We start from the raw sequence: 17254 nt of genomic DNA on the forward strand, positions 1-17254 counted from the left end.
CCTCAGGTCGTACCTCGCGCACTACAGCTCTGTGGGCTGTCCCGGAAGGAGATTCCGGGACAGCCCACATTGCTGTCTTCATGCAACCTTTTGCCGACCTGAGAGGTCTTGTCTGCGATTTCTTTCCCTGGGGTTTACCTCCAGTTTTCCTTGAAAGGTCCGTCACCCATGGCGTCCAGCCCCGCAGACACCGGCATGCTTTCCGACCGACTGAGCCGGAGCATGAAGTACTTCCCGGAGGCTTCGGCGCAAGAGCGCGCCGAATTCCTCACCGCCGCACGGGAGTTCATGGCGCGGGCGGCCCCCAAGACGGTGGCGAAGCTCCCGCCGGTCAGCCGGGTCCAGTGGCACCTGGCCGCGCAGGGGCGCACGGACGAGCTGGTCGAGGTGCTTCGGTACGAGCGGCAGAACCCCGGGGTCTACCAGGTCAAGGGGCTCAGGAAGGCCCGTATCACACTGCCCGGCGTGGGCCTGGGCGCACTGCCGCCCCTGGCGAGGAACCTCCAACGGCGCGAGCTGCCGGTGCGCAGCAGGCTGACCGACATGCGCTGGCAGGACGGCCGACTGGTCCTGCGCGGTTTCGCGTACGTGCCCAATGCCCCGGCCGCGACCGGGAAGCGTTCCGTACGGATCGCCGGGCTCCGGAAGGAGGGGGGCGGCGGCAGCGTGGCGCTCAGGCTGAAGACGGTCCCTGAGCCGCGCGCGACCACGTCGGCGAAGGGCGGCCTGCACGCGTACGACTGGTCGGGCTTCGAGATCACGATCGACCCGAGGCGGCTGCGCTCCCGGGGGCGCTGGCAGTCGGGCACCTGGGCGCTCGGCATCGGCATACCGAGGCCCGGCGGTCTCTCCGTCGGGCGCGTGCGCAAGAGCGACGCGGGCCGCGCCGGGCACAGCCGGGTGCAGGTCTTCGACGACGGTGTGCGGGTGGTGGCGGGCTTCAGCGAAGACCGTTTCCAGCTGAGCGTGGACGTGGTTCCGGCCGAGGTCGAGGCGCACGGGGCCGTACGGGACGGTGTGGAGCTGACGGTGCGCTGCAGCCCGAAGACCACCGCGGACCGCAAGCCCGTCGCGCTGCGGGTGACCCACCCGGCCTCCGGGACGCCCGACGCGGCGGCCGGGAAGCCGGCCGAGCACCTGTACCCGCTCGAGAACCGCGAGGGCAGTTACGGCGACGGCTGGGCCAGGAGCGCGGCGTACGTCCCCTTCGCGGACATTCCCGTCGACGGGGTGCGCCCCAAGCATGTGCACAACTCCCGCGTCAGCATCGTGTTCGCCGACGGCACCAGCCGCCGCGCCACCGTCGCCCAGACCCTGCGCACCGGTACGTACCGGCTCGCCGGCGGCCGGGAGCTCGCCGCGCACACGGACGGGGCGGGCACCTTCTTCCTCCAGGCCAGGGTGGTGCAGCCGGTCGTCGACCGGATGCGCTGGACGGCACGGGGGGAACTCTCCCTCCAGGGCTCCTTTCAGGGGCCCGACGAGCCGATGCGGCTCGTCCTGCGGCACGGCACCCGGCACGAGGAGAAGGTGCTGCCCGTCGAGGTCGCCGACGGCCGGTTCTCCGCGCTCATCGCGCCGGACGCGATGCCGACGTACGAAGGAACGCTTCCGCTGCGCGGCGGCCGCTGGTACTTCGCCTTCCGCGTCGCGACCGAATGGGACCACGCGAACGACATTCCGGTGACGATCCGCCCGGACCTCGTCGGCTCCCTGCCGATGGCGCACAAGGGGCAGCACCGCAAGTACACCGTGGACCGCCGCTTCTTCGACCGGTTCTTCCTGCGCTCGGGCTCCGCGCTGAGCCGGCAGGTCCGCGGCGGTTACCGGCAGCGGCAGCTGAGGGACACGTACTACCCGGAGCAGCAGCGGCTTCCGCTGCGCGAGGCCGTCCTCTACAACAGCTTCGGCGGCAAGCAGTTCTCGGACTCGCCCCGGGCGGTCCACCAGGAGCTCGTACGCCGGGGGACGGACGTCGAGCACATCGCGGTGGTCGCCGACGAGCAGGCGGTGCTTCCCGCCGGGGTGCGCGGCGTCGCCTGGGGCAGCGAGGAGTGGTACGAGGCGCTGGCCCGCTGCCGGTATGTCGTGACCAACGTCGGCATCAACGACTGGTTCACGCGTCGGGAGGGCCAGGTCGTCGTACAGACGTGGCACGGTACGCCGCTCAAGCGCATCGGTGCCGACCTGCTGGGCACCCCGAAGGCGAACCTCGCGTACATCGCGAGCCTGCCGCAGCGCTCGCGGCAGTTCAGTCTCTTCGTGTCGCCGAACGCCTTCACCACACCGATCATGACGCACGCCTTCCAGCTCAAGTGCGAGGTGCTGGAGGCCGGCTACCCGCGCAACGACATCTTCCGCGCGGAGGAACGGGACAAGAAGGCAGCGCGGGTGCGCGAGCAGCTGGGCATCCCGGACGGCAAGAAGGTCGTGCTGTACGCGCCGACGTGGCGTGACGACCAGCGCTACGAGGGCAAGCGGTTCAAGCTCGACCAGCAGGTCGACCTGACCGCGGCCGAGAAGGCGCTGGGCCACGACCACGTGTTTCTCTACCGCAAGCACAACAAGGTGCTGGACAGCATTCCGGGTGCCGGCCAGGGCTTCGTCCACGACGTGGCGGCCTACCCGGACATCGCGGATCTGTACCTGATCGCCGACGTACTGATCACGGACTACTCGTCGGTGCTCTTCGACTTCGCGCACTCGGGCCGGCCGATGCTGTTCTTCACGTACGACCTGGAGCACTACCGGGACACACTGCGCGGCTTCTACTTCGACTTCACCGAGCGGGCGCCGGGGCCGCTGCTGAAGACCTCGGAGGACCTGGTCGACGCGATCAGGAACATCGACTCGGTGTCGGCGCGGTACAAGGAGAAGTACGCGCGCTTCGTGAAGGACTTCTGCGAGCCTTCCGACGGCCTCGCCTCCGCCCGGGTGGTCGACAGGATGCTGGAGATCGCCGCGGGGGAGTGAGAGTGGAGGGAGGGGGAGCGGCCCGTGCGAGCGACAGCCCCCGGGAGTGACCCGCCGGACCCGGTTTGACCCTCCCTGTGGCGGCCCGTACTCTTGACCGTCGGCGTGTTTTTGTGCACGCCATCTCCTGAGCACCTCCCTTCCGGCCCTCCTTCGGGGAGCCGTTAGAGGCCGCTCGTCCATTCGGACTCGTCGCGGGCCCCCGGCCCGTGTGAGCGGCTGGCATCAGGGGTCCCGTCCCGAGCGAAAGAGAGATCAGCGTGTACGCCATCGTGCGCAGCGGTGGTCGCCAGCACAAGGTTGCTGTCGACGACATCGTTGAGGTTGACAAGATTCCCACGGCCAAGGTTGGCGACACGGTCGAGCTCTCGACCCTGCTCGTTGTCGACGGCGACTCCGTCACCAGCGACCCGTGGGTCCTGGCCGGGATCAAGGTCACCGCCGAGGTCGTGGACCACCACAAGGGTGCCAAGATCGACATCCTTCGGTACAAGAACAAGACCGGCTACCGCCGTCGCCAGGGTCACCGCCAGCAGTACACGGCGATCAAGGTCACCGGTATCCCCACGGCTGCGAAGTAAGGGACTGAGACATGGCACACAAGAAGGGCGCATCGTCCACTCGGAACGGTCGCGACTCCAATGCCCAGCGGCTCGGCGTGAAGCGCTTCGGCGGTCAGGCCGTCAACGCCGGTGAGATCCTGGTTCGCCAGCGCGGCACCCACTTCCACCCGGGCTCGGGCGTCGGCCGTGGCGGCGACGACACGCTGTTCGCACTCGCCGCCGGCGCGGTCGAGTTCGGCACGCACCGTGGCCGCAAGGTTGTGAACATCGTTCCGATCGCCGAGTAATTCCGGCTTTCGTCGAGCGATACACACAGCACTTTCCGAGGGCGGACGCTCTTTCCCGGGTGACGGGGAAGCGCGGCCGCCCTTGGCGTGTTACGTATGTAGACATTTCCGTATGTACTGGAGGACCCACCCATGACCACCTTCGTGGACCGCGTCGAACTGCATGTCGCCGCGGGTAACGGAGGCCACGGCTGCGCCTCCGTACACCGTGAGAAGTTCAAGCCGCTCGGCGGCCCGGACGGCGGCAACGGCGGGCGTGGCGGCGACGTCACCCTCGTTGTCGACCAGTCCGTGACCACCCTGCTGGACTATCACCACAGCCCCCACCGCAAGGCCACGAACGGCCAGCCCGGCGCCGGTGACAACCGCTCCGGCAAGGACGGACAGGACCTGATCCTGCCCGTGCCCGACGGCACCGTGGTGCTCGACAAGGACGGCAACGTCCTCGCCGACATGGTCGGGCACGGCACCACGTACGTCGCCGGCGAAGGCGGCCGCGGCGGCCTCGGCAACGCGGCGCTGGCCTCGGCCCGCCGCAAGGCGCCCGGTTTCGCGCTGCTCGGTGAGCCGGGCAAGGGCGGCGACATCGTCCTGGAGCTCAAGACCGTCGCCGATGTGGCGCTGGTCGGCTACCCGAGCGCCGGCAAGTCCTCGCTGATCTCCGTACTCAGCGCGGCCAAGCCGAAGATCGCGGACTACCCGTTCACCACGCTCGTACCGAACCTCGGTGTCGTCACGGCGGGTTCGACCGTCTACACGATCGCCGACGTACCGGGCCTGATCCCCGGCGCGAGCCAGGGCCGAGGCCTGGGCCTGGAGTTCCTGCGTCACGTCGAGCGCTGCTCGGTGCTCGTGCACGTACTGGACACAGCGACGCTCGAGTCCGACCGTGACCCGCTCACCGACCTCGACGTGATCGAGGCGGAGCTGGCGCAGTACGGCGGTCTGGGCGACCGGCCGCGTGTGGTCGTCCTCAACAAGATCGACATCCCGGACGGCAAGGACCTCGCGGAGATGATCCGCCCGGACCTGGAGGCGCGTGGTTACAGCGTCTACGAGGTGTCGGCGGTCGCGCACATCGGCCTCAAGGAGCTGTCCTTCGCCCTGGCCGAGGTCGTCTCCAAGGCGCGCGCCGCGAAGCCCAAGGAGGAGTCGACCCGGGTCGTCATCCGTCCGAAGGCCGTCGACGACGCCGGCTTCACGATCACCGAGGAGGACGGCGTCTACCGGGTGCGCGGCGAGAAGCCGGAGCGCTGGGTGCGCCAGACCGACTTCAGCAACGACGAGGCCGTGGGCTACCTCGCGGACCGCCTCAGCCGCCTCGGCGTCGAGGACAAGTTGATGAAGGCCGGTGCCCGCGCGGGTGACGCGGTGGCGATCGGCGCGGAGGACAACGCGGTCGTCTTCGACTGGGAGCCGACCATGATGGCGGGCGCGGAGATGCTCGGCCGCCGTGGCGAGGACCACCGTCTGGATGCCCCGCGTCCGGCGGCGACCCGCCGTAAGGACCGTGAGGCGCAGCGCGACGACTCGCAGCGCGAGTACGACGAGTTCGACCCCTTCTAGGCGGGCCGCCACTCCCTGTGGCATCACTCACCCCATGGGTGTGAACCGCGACGCCCTCCAGGACGTCTCATTGATCGCCGGGCGGGCTCAAACACGTGAGCCCGCCCGGCGGTTGAGAATCGGTCCAGGTTTCGCACAGGTGTCGGCAGAGCGACGGCCGCCTTGCGAGACGGTCACGGAGAGTGCGACGATCGCGTTGTCTCCCAGCCCCCGCAAGGTAGGTCGTCTGTGTCTGTGCAGCCCATAGCCAAGCCACGAACCACAGCAGTCGTGCTCGCCGGTGGCACCGGTCAGCGCGTGGGTCTGTCGATTCCCAAGCAGCTGCTGAAGATCGCGGGCAAGGCGGTCATCGAGCACACGCTGTCGATCTTCCAGCAGGCGGAGGGCATCGACGACATCATCGTTCTCATGGCGCCGGGGTACGTGCCCGACGTCGAGAAGATCGTCGCGAAGGCCGGCCTCACCAAGGTCGCCAAGGTCATCGAGGGCGGTACGACGCGCAACGAGACCACCGAGCGCGCCATCTCCGCGCTCGGTGAAGGCCTCGCCGAGGGAGAGGACCGCAACGTCCTCTTCCACGACGCGGTGCGCCCCCTGCTGTCACAGCGCGTGATCCAGGACTGCGTCGACGCGCTGGAGCGCTACGAGGCGGTCGACGTGGCCATCCCGTCCGCGGACACGATCATCGTGACGCGTACGCACGGTGGCGACGGCGAGTTCATCACGGAGGTCCCGGACCGGTCCCGGCTGCGCCGCGGCCAGACCCCGCAGGCCTTCAAGCTGTCGACCATCCGCAAGGCGTACGAGGTCGCGGCCACAGACCCCAACTTCCAGGCCACCGACGACTGTTCGGTGGTCCTGAAGTACCTGCCGGACGTGCCGATCTACGTCGTGGCGGGCGACGAGTACAACATGAAGGTGACGCAGCCGGTCGACGTCTTCATCGCCGACAAGCTGTTCCAGCTCGCCTCCACCGCCGCCCCGCAGCAGGCCGACGAGGCCGCGTACCGCGAACTTCTCGCCGGCAAGACGCTGGTCGTCTTCGGTGGTTCGTACGGCATCGGGGCGGACATCGCGACCCTCGCCGAGCAGTACGGCGCCAAGGTGTACGCACTGGGCCGCTCCACCACCGGTACGCACGTCGAGAACCCCGAGCACGTCGACGACGCCCTGTCGAAGGCGTACTCGGAGACCGGCCGCGTCGACTACGTGATCAACACGGCGGGCGTGCTCCGCATCGGCAAGCTCGCCGAGACGGACAACACGACCATCCAGGAAGCGCTGAACGTCAACTACCTGGCCCCCGTGCAGATCGCCCGCGCCTCGCACAAGTACCTCGCGGAGACCAAGGGCCAGCTGCTGCTCTACACGTCCAGCAGCTACACCCGCGGTCGCGCCGAGTACAGCCTCTACTCCTCCACGAAGGCCGCCATGGTGAATCTCACCCAGGCCCTCGCGGACGAGTGGGCGGCCGACGGCGTGCGCGTCAACTGCGTGAACCCGGAGCGTACGGCGACCCCGATGCGCACCAAGGCGTTCGGCGACGAGCCCGCGGGCTCGCTGCTGTCGTCCGAGGCTGTGGCGCGTACGTCGCTCGACGTGCTGCTCTCGGAGCTCACCGGTCACGTCATCGACGTACGGCAGGTGGACCCGACCCGTGGCGCGTCCGAGGCGTCGGGATTCGAGCAGGCTCTCGCGGCCGTCCTTGACCGTCAGGAAGATGTGTAATACTGCTTGACAATTGAGAATTCGGGCCTCTGTAGTCGCCAATACAGCGATTTACAGAGGCCCGACTTCGTGAAACCGGACTTCACAATTCCATTGCATCGTCAATAACCGGCACCCATCTGGAGCAGGTTCTTCGTGATTTCGACCGCCATCCGCCTGGCCCGCGTGGGCAGCGGGTCCGAACTGGCCGCCGCCGCTGTCATCGGCCTCGGGTATCCGTGCGTCATGCTGGCCGCGCTGATCCCGAACCTCTGGTTCTTCGCGGCCGCCGTCGCCGCGACGTACCTCGCGGACCGGCATCTGCACCGGCGCGGCAGCTACTTGATCAACCGTCTCGGCAAGGTCCGGGCGGGTCTTTCGATCCGCTTCCTGGTGCGCCAGCTGCTGCTGATCCTGCTGCTGGCCCGCATGCAGCTGGCCGAGCAGACGATCTTCTACGTGACGATCGCCTCCCTGCTGCTCTTCTACGCGCTCCAGGCCCCGCACGGCGCACTCGTCACGCTGATCCGCCTGCGCCGCCGGATGCCGGTCGTCACCCGCAACGTCGACCTCGGCATGCTGAACATCCCGCCGGCCCCGCCCCAGCGGCTGCTGAACCGGTCCGCCGAGAAGATGCTGCACCTCGACGTCTTCGCCGTCGCGGGCGTGCTGATCGCGGTCCAGAGCGGAACGTACGCCGTCGGCTACGCGGGCCTCGCGCTCACCCTGACGCTGGCCGTCGCGTACGTCGCGGCGCTGCTGCCGTACACGCGGCGCGGCCGTCGGGTGCCGGCGGCGGAGACGGTCCTGGAGGGCATCGACGCCTGGCTGGGCGACTACCGGCCCACCACGGTCCTGTACTTCTCCGGCTCCCGGGAGTCGGCGTACCAGGTCAACATGTGGCTCGACACCATGAAGCAGCTCGACGGCAGGCCGCTGATCGTCCTGCGCGAGCGCCACATCGTGCCGCAGCTCGGCCCGACGTCCGTGCCGGTGATCTGCGTCCCGAGCGCCACCCACCTGATGAACATGGACCTGTCCACAGTCCGCGTCGCGCTCTATGCCGCCAACGTCGGCAAGAACATCCACATGCTGCGCGTGCCCACCATGAAGCACGTCTTCATCGGGCACGGCGACAGCGACAAGGTCGCGAGCATCAACCCGTTCAGCAAGGTGTACGACGAGGTGTGGAGCGCGGGCCGGGCCGGCCGCGACCGCTACGCGCTCGCCGACGTCGGCGTCCGCGACGAGGACATCGTCGAGGTGGGCCGCCCGCAGCTCGCCCCGATCCAGCCCTGGAGCGGTACGCCGAAGAATCCCGTCCCCACCGTGCTGTACGCCCCCACGTGGGAGGGCTGGGACGACAGCCCGGGCAACACCTCGATCCTGCTGGCCGGCGAGAACATCGTCAGCCGCCTGCTGAAGGCCGAGCAGCCGGTCCGGGTGCTCTACAAGCCGCACCCCTTCACCGGGACGCGCAGCCCCCAGGCCAAGGCCGTTCACGCCCGGATCACCGCCATGGTGGAGGCGGCCGCCGCCGACCGTGCCACCGACCCCCGCTGGGCGAAGGACGCCGCCGCGCTCCAGGCGGAGCAGGCCGCGGCCAAGGCCGAGCTGGCCCGTATCGACGCGCGGCTGGGCGAGTTGGGTGCCAAGGGCAAGGCCGGCGCCAAGAACGGCAAGGACGAGGCCGAGACGTCCCGTGACGCCCTGCCCGACCTGGCACGCGAGGCCGAGCTGGCGCAGCTGAGGGACGAGTGGAACGACGCGTACTGGCGCTCCTTCGGCTGGTGGGAGCACCGGGTCATCACCGGGGCCGAGCCGCGCCTGTACGACTGCTTCAACGAGTCGGACGGCATGGTCTCCGACATCTCCAGCGTGGTGTCGGACTTCATCGCGAGCGGCAAGCCGTACGCCGTGACCGACTCCGCGGAGCTGGGGGTCGAGGAGTTCAAGCAGCAGAACACCGCCGTACGCGCCGCCGTGATCCTCAACAACGACGCGGAGCAGCTCGGTGAGCTGCTCGCCGCCATCACGGGCGGCGAGGGCGCCGACCCGCTGGCGGAGGCACGGCGCGAGCTGAAGGCGTACCTGCTGGGACCCGACGAGCCCGCGTCCATCGTGCAGTTCAACGACGCCGTAAGGGCCCTGGCGGCCAAGTCCGGGGCCCGCAACCAGGGGGTGGCCCAGCGCACCGGCGACGAGGTCGCCGCGGACCCGAGCGACTCCGCTCCGGAGGCCACCGGAATCGACTCGACCGTGGCGGGCTGACCCCCGACAGCTGGTTGATACCCAGACAAACATATGAATCAGGCCCGGCAGGGCGTCTTTCGAGACGTCCTGCCGGGCCTTTCGTGTGGGATGTGGCGAGCGTCACGTGGAAAAGTAACGATGGTGAACAACCCACACCCATGTGCCGACTGTCTTGGATGTCGATGAAAGAGAATGAGACGGGCATGGCCGCAGTCGAGATTCCCGATGTAACCGTGATCATCGGTGCCTACGAGGCGATGCCTTACCTGATCCCCTGCCTGGACTCGGTGGAAGCCCAGACGCTGGGTGCCGACCGTATAGAGATCGTGGCTGTCAATGACGGCTCGACCGACGGGACCGGAGCGTATCTCGACGAATTCGCAGCCAGGAGCAAGGTCGCTACGCGCGTCGTTCACCAGGAGAATTCCGGTGGACCCAGCGGCCCCCGAAACGTAGGCCTCGACATGGCCCGCGGCCGTTACGTGTTCTTCCTCGACGCCGACGACTACCTCGGCGAAGAGGCGCTGGAGCGCATGGTCGCGATGGCCGACCGCAACGGCACGGACGTCGTGCTGGGCAAGATCGAGGGCGTCGGGCGCGGTGCGCCCAAGTCGATGTTCGGCCGCACGCTGGAGCGTACGGATCTCTTCTCCTCCAACATCAAATTCACGCTCAGCGCGGAGAAGCTCTTCCGGCGCGAGCTGCTGGAGAAGCACGGGATGCGCTTCGATCAGCAGCTGTACACCGGTGAGGACGCACGCTTCACCCTTGAGGCTTATGTGCGAAGCGCCGGGGTTTCGATCATCGCCGACTACGTCTGTCTCTACATCGTGCGCCGAGACGACGGAAAGCACATCACGCAGAGCGGCAGTTACGCGATGCGCTTCGATTCGGCGAAGGCCCTGATGAACCTGATCGCCGACCTCTTCCCGCCGGGCGAGAAGCGCGACGAGTTGATGATCCGGCCCTTCGTGATCACGTTACTCCCGCAGTTCGACCACCGCTGGCTGAAGGCGAAGACCGCCACCCGCCAGGACAAGCTCGATCTCGCGCAGCCGCTCACGGACAAGTACTGGACGCCCGGCGTTGCCCGCCGGCTGAAGGTTCCGGAGCGGCTGCGCTTGCATTACGTCGCCGAGGGGCGGGCCGATCTCCTGGAGGAGCACCTGAAGTTCCTCCAGGCGAAGGAGGTTCCCGAGGTGATCCGCAAGGGCTCGGCCGGCAAGCCGTACCTCGCGTACCCGCACTTCCGGGACAAGAAGGCGGGCGTGCCCGACGAGATGTTCGCGGTCACGGTCGCGGAGTGGGTCGGCGGGGTGCGCGTGAGCGTGCCGCGGGCCGGCCGGCCCCAGCCGTCCTTCGCGCGGCGCGTGGTGCGCAGGCTGCGCAGGATGGCGCGCGGCGCGGTGGCGGGCCGCCCGGTCCGCTCCTGACGGGCAGTCACGCAGCCTCCGGATCATCTCCCGACTCCCCGTGGTGGCAACGGAGATGAGCCGGAGGCGGTGCCGGGCCGGTGCCGCCCGCGTCGAGCGCGGATGGCCGGCCGCTGTGACCGGCGTGGTGACCGGTGCGGTGACGGCGGCCGTGGCCGGCCGTCCACGGGGCGAAATGCGGAGGCGGCGTCCGGAGCGGCTCACGTACATTGCGGGGAGAACCGGGCGATCAAGAGTGGGGTCTGTACGTGTCAGGGGCAAGGCAGGGCGCAGCAGAAGCCCGCAGGATCGTTGTGAAGGTCGGCTCCTCCTCACTCACCACCGCGTCGGGAGGCCTGGACGCGGACCGGGTCGACGCGCTGGTCGACGTACTGGCCAAGACGCGCAGCGGCGGCGAGAAGGAGATCGTGCTCGTGTCGAGCGGCGCCATCGCCGCCGGACTCGCGCCGCTGGGGCTCGCCCGCCGCCCCAAGGACCTCGCGCGGCAGCAGGCCGCCGCGAGCGTCGGCCAGGGCCTGCTGGTGGCCCGCTACACCGCTTCCTTCGCGCGGTACGGCGTGCGCGTCGGCCAGGTGCTGCTGACCACCGACGACACCAGCCGCCGCGCGCACTACCGCAACGCCTACCGGACGCTGGACCAGCTCCTCGCCATGGGCGCGGTCCCTGTCGTCAACGAGAACGACACCGTAGCCACGGACGAGATCCGCTTCGGCGACAACGACCGGCTCGCCGCCCTCGTCGCCCACCTCGTACGGGCCGACCTGCTGGTCCTCCTGTCGGACGTGGACGGGCTGTACGACGGCGACCCGAGCCTCCCCGGCACCTCGCGCATCGACGAGGTGCGCGGCCCCGACGACATCGCCCACGTCTCCATCGGCAGCGCGGGCAAGGCCGGGGTCGGCACCGGCGGCATGGTGACCAAGGTCGAGGCCGCGCGGATCGCCGCGGCCGCCGGCATCCCCGTCGTCCTCACCTCCGCCATCCACGCCGCCGACGCCCTCGCCGGCCGTGACACCGGCACGTACTTCCACCGCACCGGCCGCCGCAGCGCCGACCGGCTGCTGTGGCTCGCCCACGCCTCGACGCCGCAGGGCGCGCTCGTACTCGACGACGGGGCGGTACGAGCCGTGGTCGAGCGGCGTACGTCGCTGCTGCCCGCCGGAATCGCCCGCGTCGAGGGCGAGTTCAGCGCCGGCGACCCGGTCGAACTGCGGGACACCGCGGGTGTCGCCGTCGCGCGCGGACTCGTCAACTACGACGCCAAGGAGATCCCGCAGCTGATCGGCCGCTCCACCCGTGACCTGGCGAAGGAGCTCGGGCCGGCGTACGAGCGCGAGGTCGTACACAGGGACGATCTGGTGGTTCTCCACTCCTGAAACGGCTGAAAGACCCGCCTCGCGACAGAGACCTTCACGAAAACGGCCCCGCGCCAGGCCCAGGACTGGTCAACTTTGTTGCGGGGGAAACAGCGCGGGGTACAGCACAGCAACGCATTACAGGAGGCCGCCGGTGAGACGAGCGCGTCCGGGGGCGCTGCCCCGAGGGACGGCCGAGCGAGCCCTGACCAGTGTCGGGGCGGGGGCGGACTTCGACGACGCCCCGGAGCCGGACCAGGGGCAGGCATCCGGCCAGGAGGCCCACGGCACGCGGGAGGTGTCGAGGCTCTGGCACATCACCCTCAGCGTCTCGGGCGCCGAGGCGCCGCTGCAGGAGGTCAGGCGAGGACTCGAACAGCTCGCCCACGACCATCCGTTCCTGCTGACCAGCAGGTACGCCAACGATCACGCGGAGATCCGGTACTGGGAAGAGGCGCGGGACCTGCACGACGCCGCGGCCGTCGCGCTGCGCCTGTGGGGCGAGCACCGGTCGACCTCGAAGCTGCCTCCGTGGGAGATCGTGGGCCTGGAGGTCATCGACCGCGACACTTACCACCTGCGGATCGCCGAGGGGTACGGCCCGCCGCCCGCGGCGCCGGTCGGTGTGCATCCGTACTGAATGCCGTGACCGTCGGGGCGGCCGTGTCCCGGCGCTCCGGGGGCCCGCTCCGGGTGCGTCCCCGTCTCGGGGAGCGGGATACCCGGTGAATGCCCACAGAACGCGCATTACCCTGCGGGTATGACCTCGCACTCTCCTCTCGCCGGTACCGACACGGCCGCGTCCCCCGTCACGCTGACCGCCCGGCGGGCCCGCGCCGCCGCCGACGCGATCGCGCCACTCCCGCGCTCCGTCAAGGACGCCGCGCTGCTGGCCGTCGCCGACGCGCTGCTGGCCCGTACGGACGAGATCGTCGAGGCCAACGGCAAGGACGTCGACAAGGCCCGCGCCGCCGGCACGAGCGAGACGGTCATCGACCGGCTGACGCTGACCGCCGAGCGGGTCGCCGCCATCGCGTCCGACGTCCGGGACGTGGCGGGACTGCCCGACCCGGTAGGTGAGGTCGTACGCGGCTCCACCCTGCCCAACGGCATCGACCTGCGGCAGGTACGTGTGCCGCTCGGCGTCGTCGGGATCATCTACGAGGCCCGGCCGAACGTCACCGTGGACGCGGCGGCGCTCTGCCTGAAGTCCGGCAACGCGGTGCTGCTGCGCGGCTCCTCGTCGGCGTACGCCTCCAACACGGCCCTCGTGGGCGTCCTGCGCGACGCGATCGCCGGGGCCGGTCTGCCCGCCGACGCCGTGCAGCTCGTGCCGGGGGAGTCCCGCGATTCCGTACGCGAGCTGATGCGCGCCCGCGGTCTGGTCGACGTGCTGATCCCGCGCGGCGGCGCGTCCCTGATCCGTACGGTCGTCGAGGAGTCCACCGTCCCCGTGATCGAGACGGGCACCGGCAACTGCCACGTCTACGTCGACTCCGAGGCGGACATCGACATGGCCGTCGACATCCTCGTGAACTCCAAGGCGCAGAGGCCCAGCGTCTGCAACGCGGCCGAGACGCTCCTCGTTCACCAGGACATCGCCGACGCCTTCCTGCCGCGCGCCCTGGACGCGCTCGCCGAGGCGGGCGTCACGGTCCACGGCGACGAGCGGGTGCTCCCGTACGCCGAGGGGTCCAAGGCGGCCGTCGTGGCGGCCACGGAGGACGACTGGGAGGCCGAGTACCTGTCGTACGACATCGCCGCCGCGGTCGTCGACTCGCTGGACGGGGCCGTCACCCACATCCGCCGCTGGACCTCGGGGCACACCGAGGCGATCGTCACGACGTCGCAGGCCGCTGCCCGGCGCTTCACGCAGCTGGTGGACTCGACCACGGTCGCGGTGAACGCGTCCACACGCTTCACGGACGGCGGTCAGTTCGGTTTCGGCGCCGAGATCGGGATCTCGACGCAGAAGCTGCACGCGCGCGGCCCGATGGGTCTGCCCGAGCTGACCTCGACGAAGTACATCGTGACGGGCGACGGCCACACGCGCTGAGGAAAAACCGTCGGCACGACGCCTCGTGGTTTGCACGTTCTCTGCCCAAAACGACCGTCCAGGTCTAGGCTGAACGAGTGCCGGACGACGTGGGGGGCAAGCCGTTCCAGGACGGCTGGGAGCCCGACGACGACCGCGGAGGCGCGGACGAGGACTTCGCCTCCGTGGTGTTCGACGAGGACTTCGTACAGGCCGCCGAGATCCATGAACCGACCGCCGTCGAGCGGTTGTTGTCCGCCGCCCAGGCGCGCGCCGAGGCCGAGGCGGCCAGGGCGCGAGCCGGCAAGCTCTCCCCGGACGACGACCTCTACGACGACGGGTACGGCTCCGAGTACGGCGTCCGGGAACCCGGCCACGACGGCGCGTACGGGCCGCTGGACGCCGACGACGAGTACGGCGACGGCACGGGTCCGTACGGGCGGCACGGCGGCGCCCTGCGGCCGTACCGGGGCCATGCGCGCTGGCACCGGCCCGTGGCCTGGATGCTGGCCCTGCTGATGGGCGTCGGCATGGTGGCGCTCGCCTTCACCGCGGTCTACCGGGGGGCGTCCGGAGGGCGGGAGGACCAGGTGCCGCTGCCCGCGACGAGCGACAACCCGCGGCCGGCCGACCCCTCAGCGTCCGCCGAGTACTCCGCACCCGCCGCGCCCGCGGTTCCGCGCAGCGCGCCCTGACCGGGCCCGAGGGGGCCGGACCTCCGCCGATCACGCTCCGTGTCGGAAGTCGTCACAACTTGTCGCGCACCAGGGCGTTTACGTTCCCTTCCGCCGACCTACCCTGAAGGTATGGCAGGGCACGGAGAGCCACCTGAGGGGGCCCCCGAGGGCCTCCCGGGCGGCAGCGACGACGAATACCGGTCCGTCGTCTTCGACGAATCGTTTGTGCGGGCTGCCCGCCTCCAGGAGTACTCCGCCCAGGAGCGGATGGACGACCATGAGAGGGCCGTGCGCAGCCGCCCCGTGTGGTCGGGCCGGGCGCGGGGCGGGGAACGCCGCAGGGGCGCCGGACCCATGCAGGCGCTGGTGCTCGTCCTGCTGGTCGCGATCGCCTTCGGTACGGCCATCTACATGGGCGTACGCCATCCGTACCAGCCGCCGGCGGCCGCGCGCGCGGGGCTGCTTCGGACGACGGTGATACCGCTGGCTCCGGAGGGCCGGGTGCCGGGCGGAGAGCCCGCCGAGCTCTTCGAGCGCAGTCCGGCCGCGCAGTTCCGGACGGGCGCCGAGGGCATCACCATGCCGTCGGCGCGGCGCACCACCCACTTCTCGGAGGGGCAGGTGATGGCCGCGCTGACCATCACGAAGGACTACCTCGTCGAGTCGTCCCTCGACCCCGGCGTACTGAAAGGCTCCACGGTCCGGCCGGTGCGCGCGCTGCTCGACCCCGACCAGCTGACCCAGTTCGACCGCAGCTTCGACGCCCCGGCCGACGACGGCAGGCACGCGGCCACGGGATGGCTGGTCCGCTTCGACCCGGCGAAGGTGACGGTCGTGGGCCCGCAGGCGCGCGTACAGGGCGTCCTGCGTGTCGAGGAGACCGAGTCCGACCGCCTCGAAGTGACCTCGGACCACACCTTTGTGTACGCGCTGCGCCCGGCGGGTTCCTCGGCCGGGGACGCGCGGGCGGACGGCGCGTCGCTGTTCACCGTCCGCCGCGAGCTGCACTTCCGCTTCGACCGCGACGACCTGCGGATGCACCGGGCCGAGCTGCTCGCCTCGTACGTCCAGGCCGGGCCCCAGGCGTGCTCGGCCGACGCGGTGAGTCACCTGCGGCCGGTCCTGGCCGGGCAGCGCGCCTCGTCCGAGGGGCCGGCCGGGACGGACCCGTACGCGACGGGCCCGGCCACGGCGGCCCTGTGCGGGACGCTCGCGCCGAGCGCGATGCCCAGCACGCGGGGCGGCGGCTAGCTCTTGCCGGTGTCGCCGCTGCTTCCGTTGGTGCTGCCGCTGCCGCCGGTGAACCTGTCCCGCAGCTTGCCGCCCAGGTCGCCCGCGCCACCCGCGATGTCGCCCACGAGCTTCATCAGCGGGTCCTTGCTGGTGCGTACCGTGTCGGCGTAGTGGGACGCGGACTCGCGGAAGGAGTCCGTGACGGAGGTGTCGCCGTCCTCGTCGCGCTTCGGGTAGTGGCCGTCCATGATCCGCTGGTGGTCGCGGCTCTCCGCCCACTTCTTCAGCTCCGCGGCCCGCACCGTGGTGAACGGGTGCGAGCGCGGCAGCACGTTGAGGATCTTCAGCACGGAGTCGCGCAGGTCGCCCCCCGCCTCGTACTCCTCGGCCTGCTCCAGGAACGCGTCCACGTTCATCTCGTGCAGGTGATTGCCGCCGGCGATCTTCATCAGGCCGCGCATCGACGCCTGGAGGTCCTGGCCGACCAGCAGACCGGCACGGTCGGCGGAGAGCTCCGACTTGCGGAACCACTCGCGCAGCGCCGTCACGATCGCCATGATCGCGATGTTGCCGAGAGGGATCCACGCGACCTTGAGCGCCAGACTCGTGAGGAAGAGCAGGATCGTGCGGTAGACGGAGTGGCCGGACAGTGCGTGGCCCACCTCGTGGCCGACGACCGCCCGCATCTCCTCCTCGTCGAGCAGCTCGACCAGGCCCGTCGTCACCACGATGATCGGCTCGTCGAGACCGATGCACATGGCGTTGGGCTTCGGGTCCTGCGTGACGTACATCGGAGGGACCTTCTGCAGGTCCAGGATGTAACAGGCGTCCAGCAGCATCGCGTGCAGATGGGCGAACTGGGCCTCGCTCACCCGCACCGAGTCGGACAGGAAGAGCAGCCGCAGGCTCCGCTCGGGAAGCAGCCCGCTGAGGGCCTTGAACACGGTGTCGAAGCCGGTGAGCTTGCGCAGGGCCACCAGGGCCGAGCGGTCCGCCGGATGTTCGTACGCCCGGGACGAGATGCCCGGGAAGCGCCGGCGATTGCGGCTCGGTACGTTCTCGTGATTGCCGTCGGTCATGTGTGGCCCCCTGTCTACGAGTGTTTCCCGTCCCCCGGACAGCCTCAGCGTAAGCGCTCACGCGCGGCGCGCTCGGCCGGTTCCCGGGGCCGG

At 69.9% G+C, this 17254-nt stretch carries 13 protein-coding genes; 12 read left to right on the top strand and 1 reads right to left on the bottom strand.

The window, feature by feature from the left end; translation table 11 throughout:
- Positions 1 to 168 precede the first annotated feature (168 nt).
- The 12 genes from ACWIHY_RS17830 (at position 169) to ACWIHY_RS17885 (ending at position 16100) form a co-directional block, all read left to right on the top strand.
- Positions 169 to 2973 (top strand): CDP-glycerol glycerophosphotransferase family protein, encoded by a 2805-nt coding sequence (locus ACWIHY_RS17830; protein WP_454376579.1) that lies wholly within the window; start codon positions 169 to 171, stop codon positions 2971 to 2973.
- A 260-nt stretch (positions 2974 to 3233) separates the two neighbouring features.
- The gene (gene rplU / locus ACWIHY_RS17835; protein ID WP_028813461.1) at positions 3234 to 3554 is read left to right on the top strand and encodes a 50S ribosomal protein L21; all 321 of its coding nucleotides are present in this window, start codon (positions 3234 to 3236) and stop codon (positions 3552 to 3554) included.
- 11 nt (positions 3555 to 3565) lie between these two features.
- The gene (rpmA, locus tag ACWIHY_RS17840; RefSeq protein ID WP_069928781.1) at positions 3566 to 3823 is read left to right on the top strand and encodes a 50S ribosomal protein L27; all 258 of its coding nucleotides are present in this window, start codon (positions 3566 to 3568) and stop codon (positions 3821 to 3823) included.
- Positions 3824 to 3955: 132 nt separating this feature from the next.
- The gene (gene obgE / locus ACWIHY_RS17845) at positions 3956 to 5389 is read left to right on the top strand and encodes a GTPase ObgE (RefSeq protein WP_454376580.1); all 1434 of its coding nucleotides are present in this window, start codon (positions 3956 to 3958) and stop codon (positions 5387 to 5389) included.
- 228 nt (positions 5390 to 5617) lie between these two features.
- Positions 5618 to 7117, top strand: a complete 1500-nt coding sequence (locus ACWIHY_RS17850; protein WP_454376581.1) for a D-ribitol-5-phosphate cytidylyltransferase — start codon at positions 5618 to 5620, stop codon at positions 7115 to 7117.
- 135 nt (positions 7118 to 7252) lie between these two features.
- The gene (locus ACWIHY_RS17855) at positions 7253 to 9367 is read left to right on the top strand and encodes a hypothetical protein (protein ID WP_454376582.1); all 2115 of its coding nucleotides are present in this window, start codon (positions 7253 to 7255) and stop codon (positions 9365 to 9367) included.
- 185 nt (positions 9368 to 9552) lie between these two features.
- A complete protein-coding gene (locus tag ACWIHY_RS17860; RefSeq protein WP_454376583.1) occupies positions 9553 to 10782 on the top strand; it encodes a glycosyltransferase family 2 protein in 1230 nt (409 codons plus the stop codon).
- A gap of 248 nt (positions 10783 to 11030) precedes the next feature.
- Positions 11031 to 12158: a glutamate 5-kinase gene (proB, locus tag ACWIHY_RS17865; RefSeq protein WP_454376584.1), complete on the top strand. Its 1128-nt coding sequence runs from the start codon at positions 11031 to 11033 to the stop codon at positions 12156 to 12158.
- Positions 12159 to 12291: 133 nt separating this feature from the next.
- Positions 12292 to 12777 (top strand): hypothetical protein, encoded by a 486-nt coding sequence (locus ACWIHY_RS17870; protein WP_454376585.1) that lies wholly within the window; start codon positions 12292 to 12294, stop codon positions 12775 to 12777.
- Positions 12778 to 12897: 120 nt separating this feature from the next.
- Positions 12898 to 14193 carry a glutamate-5-semialdehyde dehydrogenase gene (locus tag ACWIHY_RS17875; protein ID WP_454376586.1) on the top strand — a complete coding sequence of 432 codons (1296 nt, stop codon included), beginning with the start codon at positions 12898 to 12900 and terminating at the stop codon, positions 14191 to 14193.
- A gap of 77 nt (positions 14194 to 14270) precedes the next feature.
- Positions 14271 to 14867, top strand: coding sequence for an SCO2584 family spore wall biosynthesis protein (locus ACWIHY_RS17880; protein ID WP_454376587.1), 597 nt, complete (start codon positions 14271 to 14273; stop codon positions 14865 to 14867).
- A gap of 111 nt (positions 14868 to 14978) precedes the next feature.
- Positions 14979 to 16100 carry an SCO2583 family membrane protein gene (locus ACWIHY_RS17885; protein ID WP_454376588.1) on the top strand — a complete coding sequence of 374 codons (1122 nt, stop codon included), beginning with the start codon at positions 14979 to 14981 and terminating at the stop codon, positions 16098 to 16100.
- On the opposite strand, the gene ACWIHY_RS17890 is transcribed toward ACWIHY_RS17885, so the two are convergent.
- Complete coding sequence (locus ACWIHY_RS17890; RefSeq protein WP_454376589.1) at positions 16097 to 17161, bottom strand: M48 family metallopeptidase; 1065 nt, start codon at positions 17159 to 17161, stop codon at positions 16097 to 16099. The genes ACWIHY_RS17885 and ACWIHY_RS17890 overlap by 4 nt on opposite strands.
- Positions 17162 to 17254: the final 93 nt, after the last annotated feature.

This window comes from Streptomyces sp. NPDC055287, from assembly GCF_053646035.1.

Excerpts from the sequence above, each read along its gene's own strand:
- ACWIHY_RS17875 (WP_454376586.1), top strand. The coding sequence starts at position 12,898 with ATGACCTCGCACTCTCCTCTCGCCGGTACCGACACGGCCGCGTCCCCC.
- obgE (WP_454376580.1), top strand. The coding sequence starts at position 3,956 with ATGACCACCTTCGTGGACCGCGTCGAACTGCATGTCGCCGCGGGTAAC.
- ACWIHY_RS17890 (WP_454376589.1), bottom strand. The coding sequence starts at position 17,161 with ATGACCGACGGCAATCACGAGAACGTACCGAGCCGCAATCGCCGGCGC.
- ACWIHY_RS17885 (WP_454376588.1), top strand. The coding sequence starts at position 14,979 with ATGGCAGGGCACGGAGAGCCACCTGAGGGGGCCCCCGAGGGCCTCCCG.
- ACWIHY_RS17860 (WP_454376583.1), top strand. The coding sequence starts at position 9,553 with ATGGCCGCAGTCGAGATTCCCGATGTAACCGTGATCATCGGTGCCTAC.
- rpmA (WP_069928781.1), top strand. The coding sequence starts at position 3,566 with ATGGCACACAAGAAGGGCGCATCGTCCACTCGGAACGGTCGCGACTCC.
- ACWIHY_RS17830 (WP_454376579.1), top strand. The coding sequence starts at position 169 with ATGGCGTCCAGCCCCGCAGACACCGGCATGCTTTCCGACCGACTGAGC.